The organism is Paracoccus sp. C2R09, from assembly GCF_018860625.1.
Taxonomy (GTDB): domain Bacteria; phylum Pseudomonadota; class Alphaproteobacteria; order Rhodobacterales; family Rhodobacteraceae; genus Paracoccus.
Window position 1 is genome coordinate 200,964 of record NZ_JAHKQB010000029.1, and the last position, 12,258, is coordinate 213,221.

Here is a 12,258-nt window from a genome sequence, read left to right on the forward strand (position 1 = left end):
GCGGGAAGGCTGCGATTGCGAAAATGAAGAAGGGGCCGGAGATTTCTCCGGCCCCTTTCGCTTGGGTGCAGGCGGCTGTTTCTCAGCCCTCGATCCGCGTGAAGTCGGCGATTTGCCGCCCGGCGTCGCGGATGCGTGACAGCAGGTTCAGGCGGTTGCGCCGCAGGATCTGGTTGTCGGTATTGACCTGCACGGCCTCGAAGAAGGCGTCGATCGGGGCGCGAAGGCCCGCGATGGCCTGCATGGCGGCAGGGAAATCCTCGGAGGCCATCGCCTTGCGGATCGCGGGATCGGCAGTGTCCAGTGCTGCGAACAGCGAGCGTTCGGCGTCGGTATCCGCGAATTTCGGGTCGGCGCCGAAGCTGTATTCGACGCCGTCCTTCTCCTCGGCCTGGGCCAGGATGTTGCCCGCACGTTTGAGGCCCTGGGTCAGGTTCTGGCCGTTCTCGGTCGCCATCATGTCGTTCAGCGCGGTGGCACGGTTCACGACCTGCACCAGGTCGTCATTGCCGTCCTGCGCGAGAACGGCGTCGATGATGTCGTGGCGGATGCCCTGGTCGCGCAGGTAGACCTTCAGGCGGTCGTGGAGGAAGGAGATCAGGTCGGAGGTAATTTGGGCCGCCCGAGCCTCATGCTTCCCTAGCCCTTGGGCTCCGGTATCGGGGTCTTCAGGCACCATTCTTGCCTCAAGGCGTGTTTTGGCCTCGGCGGCAATATCCTCGGGTAGATCCTCGGTGCCCTTTACTATTTGAGCGAAGCCAAGCTCTTGGAGTTGCGAAAACAGTCTAGAAAAATGCTTCGGAGTGATTGTCGCGAGCGACATTCTCACGGTTGTTGAAGTTGCCAACCGGATCACCCCCAAGGCCGCACGGCGGAGCGCGAAGGGGTCCTTGGAACCCGTCGGCTTCTCGTCGATGGCCCAGAAGCCGGTCAGCGTGTCCAGCTTGTCGGCCAGCGCGACGGCGACCGAGACGGGCGCGGTCGGCACCGCGTCGGATGGCCCGAGGGGCGAGTAGTGGTCGCGCGCCGCATCCGCGACGGCGGCGTCATGGCCCGCCTGCAGCGCATAGTAGCGGCCCATCGTGCCCTGAAGCTCGGGGAATTCGCCCACCATGGCCGAACGCAGGTCCAGCTTGGCCAGACGGGCGGCAAGTTCCGCCTGATCGGGGTCGGCACCGACCAGCGGCGCGATTTCGCGCGACAGGGCGGCGATGCGGGCGATGCGGTCGGCCTGGCTGCCCAGCTTGCTCTGGAAGGTCACGGATTTCAGGCCCTCGGCCCAGGTCTCCATGCCGGATTTCGCCTCTCGCAGGTCGTTTTCCCAGAAGAAGGCGGCATCAGACAGGCGGGCGGCCAGAACGCGCTGGTTGCCCGCAAGGATCGTTGCCCCGTCATCGGGCGTCACGATGTTGGCCACGGTCACGAAGCCCTCGATCCGGCCGGTCTTGGGGTTGCGGGCCGAGAAGAACTTCTGGTGTTCCTTCATCGAGGTCTGCAGCACTTCGGGCGGCAGGTCGAGGAAGCGATCCTCGATTACGCCCATCAGCGGCACGGGCCATTCGACAAGGCCCGCGACCTCGGCCAGAAGCCCCTCGTCGGCGACGATTTCCCAGCCGCGCGCGAAGGCCAGGTTGTCGGCCTGCTGGCGGATCTCGGATGCGCGTTCATCGGTGTCCAGCATGACGAAGGCGCGGCGCAGCTTGGCGGCGTAATCCTCGAAGCCGGTAACGGTGAATGCGTCGGGGGCCATGAAGCGGTGGCCGCGTGTCGTGTCGCCGGCCTTGATGCCGTCCACGTCCAGATCCACGACGGACGCGCCGGATTCGTCGGACAGGATGCACAGGATCGAATGCAGCGGGCGCACCCAACGCAGCGATCCCGCGCCCCAACGCATGGATTTCGGCCAGGGGAAGTTGCGGATCGCGGCATCGAGCACCTCGGCCACGATATCGGCGGCGGGGCGGCCCTCATGGGTGATGGTCGCGAACCAGACCTGGCCCTTCTTGTCGTCGCGGGCCTCCAGCTGGTCGCGGGTCAGGCCGGTCGAACGTAGGAAGCCTTCCAGCGCCTTTTCGGGGGCGTCGGTGCGGGGGCCCTTGCGTTCCTCGCGCGTGGTGGGGCTGTGGGCGGTCAGGCCCTCGATGGTCAGGACCAGGCGGCGCGGCGTGCTGAAGGCACCCGCGCTGGCATAGGTCAGGCCCGCCTCGACCAGCCCGTCGGTCACGAGACGCTTGAGGTCCTCGCGCGCGCGGGTCTGCATCCGTGCGGGGATTTCTTCCGAGAAAAGCTCGATCAGCAGGTCGGGCATCAGTCCATCACTCCGCGTTCCGGGGTCTTGTCGTTGTATTGGTGCCAGCCGAACACGCGCCCGTCGGGATAGACGGCCAGCACGCGGTCCACGTCGCTGTGGATCTCGGCCTTGGCAAGGATGGCGCGCGCGGCGCCGCGTTCAAGGTCGCGCCCGATTTCCCGGGCGTCGAAGCAGTCGAACCAGCGCGGCCCGATCAGGGGCGTCGCGTCGGGATAAGGGGCAGCATCGGCGGGCAGGTTCTCGGCCCGGGCGCAGGCACGCCAGCGCAGGGGGGAACTGTCGGCGTCGATCCCCTCGAACCCGATCAGGTCCAGATCGACACTGCCCTGCGGCGTGTCCACCGCGATCGACCCGGCAGAGGGGTCGATGCGGTCGTAATATCCGTATTCCTGCGCATACCACATGCCGCCACCGGCAATCGCCGTGGCCAGCACCAGGGTCAGGACGACGGGCTTGCCGTTCATGCGGCCCCCGCGGCCTCGGTGGTCAGGAACAGGTCGGCACAGCCCTTGGACAGCGCGCGCACCCGACCGATATAGGCCTGGCGTTCCGTGACCGAGATCACGCCGCGCGCATCCAGCAGGTTGAACAGGTGGCTGGCCTTGATCGCCTGGTCATAGGCGGGATGCGCCATCGGGATGCGACGACCCGCGCCGTCCGTTTCGGCGGCGGCCAGGATGCGGGCGCATTCGGCCTCGGCATCCTTGAAGTGCTGGAACAGCATCTCGGTATCGGCCTGGTCGAAGTTCCAGCGCGAATATTCCTGCTCGGTCTGGCGGAAGATGTCGCCATAGGACAGGGGCGTGGGGCTGTCCGGGTCGTTAAAGGGCATGTCCATGACATGTTCGACGCCCAGCACATACATGGCCAGACGCTCCAGCCCATAGGTCAGCTCGCCCGAGACGGGCTTGCAGTCATGCCCGCCGACCTGCTGGAAATAGGTGAACTGGCTGACCTCCATGCCGTCGCACCAGACTTCCCATCCAAGGCCCCAGGCACCCAGGGTGGGGGATTCCCAGTCGTCTTCCACGAAGCGGACATCGTGGACCATCGGGTCCAGGCCGATCGCGCGCAGGCTGCCCAGATACAGCTCTTGCAGGTTCGGGGGGCTGGGTTTGATGATGACCTGATACTGATAGTAATGCTGCAGGCGGTTCGGGTTTTCCCCGTAGCGCCCGTCGGTCGGACGGCGCGACGGCTGGACATAGGCCGCGGCCCAGGACCGGCTGCCCAAGGCACGAAGCGTGGTCGCCGGGTGGAAGGTGCCCGCGCCCACCTCCATGTCATAGGGCTGCAGGACGGCGCAGCCCTGGCCCGCCCAGTAATTCTGCAAGCGCAGGATGATCTCCTGAAAACTGCGGGGTCGGTTGGGGCTGGTCATCGGGCCATCCTTTTGCATAGATCGGCAGTGCTTGGCGCCTTCTAGGCGCGTGACGGAACAGGGTCAATAAAGGCCCGGCAACGACCGCGCAGACGCGGCGACGAAGGAGGCGGCACATGCGGCAAATGGCAACGATCCTACTGGCGACCCTGATGCCCCTTGCGGCGGCGGCCGAAGAGGCCGTGATCCGCATCGAGGCCAAGCGCGGCGCCGAGGAGGCAGGCATCGCCGCCGGTGCATGGGCCGAGACGCTGGAGGACGTCGTCACGCTGGATCTGGGCAATGGCTGGACAGGCATCGGCATCGGCCCGCTGGATCGCGCGGATGCCGATGCGCGGCTGGCCGAACTGAAGGCCGCGGGCGCAATCCCGGGCGACAGCTTCGTCAGCGTGCCTTCGCCGGGGATGGTCCTGGTGCCGGTGGGCGATGCCGAACCCACCCGGATCGCGCCGCCGCCCGATGTCTTCGTGACCCTTGCCCGCAGCGATGACGAAGCCGCCGCGCGTGAAGCGCTGGCGCAGTTTCGCGACGAATTCCCCGGCGCGGGCATTCATGCGCTGGCCGAGGGCGGCTTTGCCGTGACGCTCGGGCCGGTGGCGCCCGCCGCGGCCGAGGCTTGGCTGTCGGTCCTGACCCGCGCCGAGATCTGGCCCGCATCCGCCGCGATCATCCCGCAGGATGCACTGGCCGAGGCGGTCGAGGCGGGCGACGCGCCCGATCTGCCCGCGCCGGGCACCCCCAGGCCGTTGCCGCCCCTGGCCGAGGTGCAGCAGCTTTTGGCATGGGCGGGCCATTACGACGGCGCGATCGACGGGCAGGACGGCCCGCGCACGCAGGCCGCCATCCGGGCCGAGATCGCCGGCAACCGCGCCTCGACCGATCCCGGCACCGCGATCGGCGCGCTGGCCGAACGGCGTCAGGCATGGCGCGACGAACTGGGCCTGTCGGAACTGCGCGACGAGGTGACGGGCCTGTCGGTGATCGCGCCGCAATCCGCGCTGCAATTCGACCGGGCGGAACGCGCGCTGTCGATCTGGGGGCCGAAGGACGGGTCGGGCGCGGCGCTGATCCTGTTCAGTCAGAAGGGCGGCCAGCAGGAGCTTCTGGACCTCGCGGGCCTCGTGACCGCGCTTGGCTGGGTGCCGAACCCCGAACGCGAGGTGGCCAGCGGCTCGGTCCGCCTGAAGGGCGCGAACGATGCCCATATCGGCGTGGCCGAGGGCCGCGTGCAGGATGGCCGTGCAGAGGGCTGGGTGCTGATCTGGCCCGCATCGGACGCCCAGGGCCAGGCGCGGATCGAGGCCGAGATGTCCGGCAGCCTGACGCGTCATGCGCCCGCCCGGAACGACGCGCCCGGCGCGACGCTGCCCTGATCAGGGCCGCCAGAAGCGCGGCAGCAGCAGCACGAGGACCGAGACCAGCTCGAGCCGGCCCAGATACATGCCGGTGATCATCAGCCATTTCGCCGCCGTCGGAAATTCGACGATGGATCCGTTGGGCGTGATCTCCGGGCCCCAGGCGGGGCCGACATTCGCGATGGCCGTCCATGCGGCGGTCAGCGCGGTGCGAGGGTGCAGCCCCGTCAGCGCCAGCCCCACGATCAGCAGGCCGAAGGTCAGCATGAACAGCGTGAAGAAGGCCATCACCGAATCGACGACGCCCTTGTCCAGCGGATGCCCCGCATAGCGCAGCGGATAGAGCCTGTGCGGCGAATGCATCCGGCGGATCTGGGCGCGCACGGCCTGGAACAGCACCTCGTAGCGGAAGACCTTGACCGAACAGCCCGTCGATCCCGTGCAGCCCCCGATCAGCCCCACGATGATCAGCAGCGCGAAGGGCAGATGCCCCCAGGTCGTCATGTCGGTCGATGCGAAGCCCGTCCCCGAGAAGGTCGAGATGGTGTTGAACACCGTTTCCCGGACGGCCTCGGAAAAGACGACATCCTGTTCCAGCCAGATCAGCCGGTAAATCAGGATGATCCCGCAGACCGAGAAGATCAGCTTCAGATAGGTATGCACCTGCCGGTCGTGGATCAGCGGCCCGCCATTCCCGCGCATCGCCTGCACAAGCCGGATGAAGGGCACCGATGCAAGCACCATGAAGACCGAGGCCGCCCATTCCGGCGCCCCCAGATAGGCCCCGAAGCTGGCATCGTAATTCGAGAAGCCCCCCGTCGAACATGTCGTCAGCGCATGGACCACCGCATCGAAGCCCGACATGCCCAGCACCATGTAGGTGATCGTGCAGGCGACGGTCATCACGACATAGATGATGGTCATCTCGGCCGCGATCTCTCCGGCGCGGGGCAGGATCTTGCCCAGGGTGTCGAAACCCTCGGACCGGAAGAACTGCATGCCGCCGACCTTCATGACGGGCAAAAAGACCATCGCGACCACGACGATCCCGAGGCCCCCCATCCATTGCAGCAGCGCCCGCCACAGATGCGTGCCCTTGGGCAGGTCGTCCAGCGCGGGGAATGCCGTGGTGCCCGTGGTCGTCACGCCCGACATCGCCTCGAAGAAGGCATCGGTCACGGAGACATGCGGCGCGCCCAGGATGAAGGGCAGCGCCCCGAAGATGGGCAGCGCGATCCACAGCCCGGAGGTCAGCAGGAACGCCTGCTGGATCGTCAGCGCGCGCTTGCGTTCGTCGCGATTGGCGATGACCAGCAGCAGCCCTGTCACGATCGTGATCGACGCGCATTCGAGGAAGACCATCCAATGCGGATCGCCATGCCACAGATCGACCGTCATCGGGGCCAGCATGAAGGCGCCCAAGGCAAAAACGATCTTTCCAATCGGGTGGGCAACCGGGCGCATGTCGATCATCCACCCTGATTGCCGCGCGCTCTGGCGGGCGTCAAGCGCGCCCGGACACGACCGCCGCGACCTGCGGCATCGCTGCCGCCCCTTGAACGTCGCGTTAAGCGCGATTACTCTGGGGATAACTTGTCATCGGAGGGCGTGTGTCATGGCGCCCAAGCGTCCTGCGGGTGCGGACGCGATCCCGAGAAAATCGGTCGAGCCGTCGGGCACCCGACAACCCGAGTCTGGGGGGCTTTATGCTGCCCTGGATCTGGGAACAAATTCGTGCCGGATGCTGATCGCCCGTCCGACGGGCAGTCAGTTCCAGGTCGTCGACAGCTTCTCCAAGCCGGTTCAGCTTGGGCAGGGGCTGGAAGCTTCGGGGCGTTTGTCCCGCAGCTCGATGGCGCGTACCGTTCACGCATTGCAGGTCTGCCGGCGCAAGCTGGACCAGCACCGCGTGCGCAGCATGCGCCTGGTCGCGACCGAGGCCTGTCGTCGTGCCAAGAACAGCCGCGATTTCCTGCGCACCATCCGCCGTGAGACCGGCCTGCCGATCGAGGTCATCGGGGCCGAGGAAGAGGCACGGCTTGCCGTCATCTCCTGTGCGCCGCTGGTCAGCCACAAGACGGAAACGCTGATGGTCGTCGATATCGGCGGCGGCTCGACCGAGCTGGTCTGGATCGACCTGGAGGATGTCGAACCCAAGGAACGGCCCCGTGCGATCATGCGCCTGTCGGACGGCTTCGGGAATCCGCAGCCGGGCGGCGCGCGCGTGGTCGACTGGATCAGCGTTCCCCTGGGGGTCGCGACCCTGCGCGACCAGTTCGCGGATGTCGAGGACGACCAGGGCCGCTTTGCCCTGATGAGCTGGTTCTTCGAGGAGGCGTTGGCGAATTTCGGCCCCTATGCCGACGGCGCCCCGGACGAGGGGTTCCAGATCATCGGCACCTCGGGGACGGTGACCACCGTGGCGGCCAGCTTCCTTGGGCTTCGGCGTTACGACCGGACCAAGGTGGACGGGTTGCAGATGAACAGCGACCAGATCGACAAGGTGATCCACAGCTATCTGGCACTGGGGCCGGACGGGCGTCGCACCGACCCGCGGATCGGCCGCGAACGTCATGCGCTGATCATGTCGGGGGCCGCGATCCTGCAGACGCTGATGCGGGTCTGGCCGACGAATCGCCTCTCGGTCGCGGATCGCGGACTGCGAGAGGGGTTGCTTTATGCCCAGATGGTGCGCGATGGGGTGCTGAGGCCCGAAGGACTGAACGGAGTGGCATGATGACGAAGGCACCTGGCAGCCGGGAAGGCAAGACCAGCGGACGCGGGCAGCGCGATCTGCGCGTGCGGGTGAAGACCGCCAAGGGACGCAAGCTGTCCAGCAAGCTGTGGCTGGAACGCCAGCTGAACGACCCTTACGTGGTGCGCGCCAAGCGCGAGGGTTATCGCGGACGCGCCGCCTACAAGATCCTGGAACTGGACGACAAGTATCGCTTCCTTGTGCCGGGTGCGCGCGTGGTCGATCTGGGCTGTGCGCCGGGCGGCTGGTGCCAGGTCGCCGTGGCCCGCGTGAATGCCCTGGGCGAAAAATCCGGCAAGAAGATCGGGCGCGTGCTGGGGCTGGACCTGCAAGAGGTCGATCCCATCGCCGGTGCCGAGATCCATCAGCTGGACTTCCTGTCGGACGGTGCGGACGATCAGGTCAAGGAATGGCTGGGCGGGCCCGCAGATGTCGTGATGTCGGACATGGCCGCGTCGTCGTCCGGGCACAAGAACACCGACCACCTGCGCATCGTGGCGTTGGTCGAGGCCGCGGCCCAGCTGGCATTCGACGTGCTGGAACCCGGCGGGACCTTCGTCGCCAAGGTGCTGGCAGGCGGGGCCGAGACCGAGATGCAGGCGCTGCTGAAGCGCAACTTCGAGAAGGTCGCGAACGTGAAGCCCCCCGCAAGCCGCAGCGATTCCTCCGAGAAATTCGTCGTGGCGCTCGGCTTCAAGGGCCGCCCGGACGAGGACGCGCCCGAGGATTAACGCATCTGGGCGCGATAGGTCTCGGGGGTGCGCCCCGTGGCCGCCACGAAGGCGCGGGTCATGTGGGTCTGGGTGGCATAGCCCAGATCCTTCGCGATCCAGGCGGGCGCACGATCCGTATGGCGCAGCATTTCGGCCGCGCGCTCCAGTCGCAATTCGTTGATCAGTTCGATCGCGCGACGGCCCCGGGCCTCGATGCAGGCGCGGTCCAGCTGCGTCAGCGTCGTGCCCAGATCCTGCGCCATGTCGGCCAGCGTCAGGCATGCCCCCAGATCGGCCGAGGCCATTCCGATGAAGCGGTCCACCAGCGGACGGTCCGCAGGGGCCGGGTGCTGATCCTCGCCCGCATCACGCGCGGGATCCAGCCGCGACAACCGCATCGCCAGCAGGTTCAGGTGGCAGTTCAGCGCCTTGGGGTCGGGATCGGCCTGCGCATCCTCGGCCATGTCCTGCAACGTGATCTGCAGGGCGTCCGAACCGTGATCCAGCCAGCCCGATACGGTGTGATCAGGAAAGGCCGGGTCCATTCCCGTGCAGAGTTCCGGAGAGACGAGCAGCACCTGGCCCTCGGCATCGCTGCGCGGACGCGCGGCAAAGGCGGTTCCAGCCGGGATGAAGCACAGGCCGCCCGGCTGCAGGATCAGGTGATCCCGCGGGAAATCGACGCGCATCGCACCATGGGTGACATGCAGCAGAACATGTTCCGGACGGGTGCGCGGGCGGGTCGGGACCTCTCGGCTGCCCCAGGAGAATGCGCCGAGCGGGACGAGCCGCAGGCTGGCGCGGCGGGGGGCGAAACGGCGCATCGCAGGCGTCGCGCGGATGGCAAGCGCATCGGGCAGGTTGATCTGCGCCGTCGGACGACGCGTCAGGGCCCAGGGGCGTTCGGTCCTGGCGGGCGTTTCGGGAGCCATGCCGTCATCGGGGATGCCCGGCTGCGTGACCCGCGGCATCGCGCCGCCCTTGACCCTCAGCCGCGAGGGCGAGAACGGGAAACCTCCTTGCCATTCCGTGCGATCCCAGACCGACATTGAACATACCCACCAAAGCCAGAGTTACGAAGGAACATAGGCGGATTATCGCCCATCCCTGACAGAACACAACAAACAAGCTTTGGTTTCCTGCGAATCAGACCGGATGCAGTCCTTCGTTGCCGGCTTGCCACATGTCCCAGTCGCGCATGCGCCCCCGGAACCACGCCCGCTGACCCTTGGCATATTGCCGCGAGGCGATGATCGCCTGCTGCACGGCCTCGGGCAGGGTGGTGTCGCCCTGCAGATGGCGCACCAGTTCCGGCGCGCCGATGGCCTTGGCCCATTGCTGCGCGGGGTCCCAGATCGGCAGGTTGGCCCGAACCTCGTCCAGGGCGCCCTGATCCAGCATCAGGTGGAACCGGCGCGCGATCCGGTCGGCCAGCCAGTCGCGATCCGACACGATCTGGATGCGCTGGCAGTCCTGCGGGGCGATCAGCGGCGGCGGCGTCGCATCCTGCCAGTCGCGGATCCCGCGCCCGGTGGCGGTCAGTACCTCCCATGCGCGCTGCACGCGAACCGGGTTTCGCAGGTCGATCGCGGCGCGGGTGGCGGCGTCCAGTTCCTCGATCATGGCGGGCAGGTCGCCCGCCGCGATCCGCGCATCGGCCAGCTGCCGCACATGCGGCGGCGTCGCGGGGATTTCGGCCAGGCCGCGCGTCAGCGCCGTCAGATACAGCCCCGTGCCCCCCACCACGATCAGCCGCCGGTCCAGCAGGCCCGAGACCTCTCGCAGCCAGTCGCCCACCGAATAGGCCCGCCCCGGCGCCACATGACCATAGAGCGCGTGCGGCGCCGCCGCCTCGTCGTCCGGGGATGGCCGTGCGGTCAGCACGCGCCAGTTCGACCAGACCTGCAATGCATCGGCATTGACCACCAGCCCGCCCTGTGCGCGGGCGACCGCCAGTGCCAGTGCGGATTTGCCGCTTGCGGTGGGTCCTGCAATCAGCAGGTGGCGCGAAGCGTCGATATATGTCAGGTCAGGGATGCGCATGGGCCTTCCGGACAGTTGATCCTGCGGGCCTTTTGCGACATTTAACGCCGCGATGAAAGCGACCGGCATCAGGCCGGCCTCAAGGAGCCCCAGATGACCAGCGAGACCCCCAAGCAATATGGCCGCGTGATGCTCAAGATTTCTGGCGAGGCGCTGATGGGCGACCAGGGCTTCGGCCTCAATCCGCCCACCGTCGCGCGAATCGCGAACGAGGTCGACTGCGTCGCCAAGATGGGCGTCGAGGTCTGCATGGTGATCGGCGGCGGCAACATCTTCCGCGGCCTGCAGGGCAGCGCCCAGGGGATGGAACGGACGACCGCCGACTACATGGGGATGCTGGCGACCGTGATGAACGCGCTGGCCGTGCAATCCGCGCTCGAGGCGCTTGGCCATCACTGCCGCGTCATCAGCGCGATCCGCATGGACGAGGTCTGCGAGCCCTATATCCGCCGCCGCGCCATCCGCCATCTGGAAAAGAAGCGGATCGTGATCTTCGCGGCAGGCACCGGCAATCCCTATTTCACCACCGATACCGCCGCCACGCTGCGCGCGTCGGAAATGAACTGCGAGGCGATCTTCAAGGGCACCAAGGTCGATGGCGTCTATGACAAGGATCCGGTCAAGTTCGCGGATGCCAAGCGTTACGGCGATGTCAGCTATGACGAGGTGCTGCAGAAGCATCTGGGCGTGATGGACGCCTCGGCCATCGCGCTGGCCCGCGACAACAAGCTGCCGATCATCGTCTTCTCGCTGGATGCACCGGGCGGGTTCCAGTCGATCCTGGAAGGGCGCGGGACCTATACCCGCGTTCACGTGTAAGGTCGACGCCATGAGCCTGCGGATGCGGCTCGACGCGCTGGTCCATGGGCGTCGGGCACAAGGGGTGATCACGGCGGTGATCCTGTTCAACGCGGTCCTGCTGGGGTTGGAGACATCCGACCGCGCCATGGCCGCGGCAGGTCCGCTGATCCTTGCGCTGGATGCGGCCTGCCTTGCGATCTTCGTGGCCGAAATCGGCGCCAAGCTGATCGCCCGCGGGCCCCGCTTCTTCGCGGACGGGTGGAACATCTTCGACTTTGCCGTCGTGGGGATCGCGCTGATGCCGGCGGGGCAGGGGCTGTCGGTGCTGCGCGCGCTGCGGATCCTGCGGCTTTTGCGCCTCGTGTCGGTCACCCCGCGCCTGCGCCGCGTGGTCGAGGGGCTGTTCGCCGCGATGCCGGGCATGGCCTCGGTCTTCCTGCTGATGGGCGTGATCTTCTACATCTTCTCGGTCATGGCGACCAAGCTGTTCGGGGCGGGATTTCCCGAATGGTTCGGCACGCTCGGGAAATCGGCCTATTCGCTGTTCCAGGTGATGACGCTGGAAAGCTGGTCGATGGGCATCGTGCGCCCCGTGATGGAGGTCTATCCGCTGGCATGGCTGTTCTTCCTGCCCTTCATCCTGGTCACCACCTTCGCGGTGATGAACCTGGTCGTGGGCCTCATCGTGAACTCGATGCAGGATGCCCACCAGGCCGAGGAAAGCGCCGCCACGGATGCCTATCGCGACGAGGTTCTGGTGCGCCTTCGCGCAATCGAGGCGCAGCTGGCCGAAAGGCGTGGCAAGGACGCGGCCTGAACCCGCCGGACGCGCCCAAAATCAGGGCAAAGGCTTTGCCAAGCCTGCTCAATACGGTTACAAGCAAGCGAAATTAAAGCAG

11 protein-coding genes are annotated in these 12,258 nt (G+C 66.9%); 5 read left to right on the forward strand and 6 right to left on the reverse strand.

Translation table 11 applies throughout. The features are described from left to right. Positions 1–82: 82 nt before the first annotated feature. Genes glyS through KO490_RS12860 form a run of 3 tightly spaced genes read right to left on the reverse strand, consistent with a single transcriptional unit; the run spans position 83 to position 3,692 of the window. Positions 83–2,308 (reverse strand): glycine--tRNA ligase subunit beta, encoded by a 2,226-nt coding sequence (glyS, locus tag KO490_RS12850; RefSeq protein ID WP_216019813.1) that lies wholly within the window; start codon positions 2,306–2,308, stop codon positions 83–85. Next, complete coding sequence (locus KO490_RS12855) at positions 2,308–2,775, reverse strand: DUF6446 family protein (protein WP_216019814.1); 468 nt, start codon at positions 2,773–2,775, stop codon at positions 2,308–2,310. The genes glyS and KO490_RS12855 overlap by 1 nt, the downstream gene beginning before the upstream one ends. Further along, positions 2,772–3,692: a glycine--tRNA ligase subunit alpha gene (locus KO490_RS12860; protein ID WP_216019815.1), complete on the reverse strand. Its 921-nt coding sequence runs from the start codon at positions 3,690–3,692 to the stop codon at positions 2,772–2,774. The genes KO490_RS12855 and KO490_RS12860 overlap by 4 nt, the downstream gene beginning before the upstream one ends. Positions 3,693–3,808: 116 nt before the next feature. On the opposite strand from KO490_RS12860, the gene KO490_RS12865 reads away from it, so the two are divergent. Next, entirely contained in the window at positions 3,809–5,065 is a 1,257-nt protein-coding gene (locus KO490_RS12865; protein ID WP_252727167.1) for a peptidoglycan-binding domain-containing protein, read from the forward strand. On the opposite strand, the gene KO490_RS12870 is transcribed toward KO490_RS12865, so the two are convergent. Beyond that, entirely contained in the window at positions 5,066–6,520 is a 1,455-nt protein-coding gene (locus tag KO490_RS12870) for a TrkH family potassium uptake protein (protein WP_216019816.1), read from the reverse strand. A gap of 142 nt (positions 6,521–6,662) precedes the next feature. Here KO490_RS12870 and KO490_RS12875 point away from each other — a divergent pair, with 142 nt between their 5' ends. Both KO490_RS12875 and KO490_RS12880 read left to right on the forward strand, forming a co-directional pair. After that, positions 6,663–7,784, forward strand: a complete 1,122-nt coding sequence (locus tag KO490_RS12875) for a Ppx/GppA phosphatase family protein (protein ID WP_216019817.1) — start codon at positions 6,663–6,665, stop codon at positions 7,782–7,784. Next, positions 7,784–8,533 carry an RlmE family RNA methyltransferase gene (locus KO490_RS12880; RefSeq protein WP_216019818.1) on the forward strand — a complete coding sequence of 250 codons (750 nt, stop codon included), beginning with the start codon at positions 7,784–7,786 and terminating at the stop codon, positions 8,531–8,533. The genes KO490_RS12875 and KO490_RS12880 overlap by 1 nt, the downstream gene beginning before the upstream one ends. On the opposite strand, the gene KO490_RS12885 is transcribed toward KO490_RS12880, so the two are convergent. Together KO490_RS12885 and miaA are read right to left on the reverse strand one after the other, a co-directional pair. Next, entirely contained in the window at positions 8,530–9,564 is a 1,035-nt protein-coding gene (locus KO490_RS12885; RefSeq protein WP_216019819.1) for an AraC family transcriptional regulator, read from the reverse strand. The genes KO490_RS12880 and KO490_RS12885 overlap by 4 nt on opposite strands. A gap of 97 nt (positions 9,565–9,661) precedes the next feature. Next, positions 9,662–10,558 carry a tRNA (adenosine(37)-N6)-dimethylallyltransferase MiaA gene (gene miaA, locus KO490_RS12890; RefSeq protein WP_216019820.1) on the reverse strand — a complete coding sequence of 299 codons (897 nt, stop codon included), beginning with the start codon at positions 10,556–10,558 and terminating at the stop codon, positions 9,662–9,664. Between the two features lie 93 nt (positions 10,559–10,651). On the opposite strand from miaA, the gene pyrH reads away from it, so the two are divergent. Further along, the gene (pyrH, locus tag KO490_RS12895) at positions 10,652–11,377 is read left to right on the forward strand and encodes a UMP kinase (RefSeq protein ID WP_216019821.1); all 726 of its coding nucleotides are present in this window, start codon (positions 10,652–10,654) and stop codon (positions 11,375–11,377) included. A gap of 10 nt (positions 11,378–11,387) precedes the next feature. Continuing rightward, positions 11,388–12,176 carry an ion transporter gene (locus KO490_RS12900; RefSeq protein WP_216019822.1) on the forward strand — a complete coding sequence of 263 codons (789 nt, stop codon included), beginning with the start codon at positions 11,388–11,390 and terminating at the stop codon, positions 12,174–12,176. The last annotated feature ends 82 nt before the right edge of the window (positions 12,177–12,258 follow it).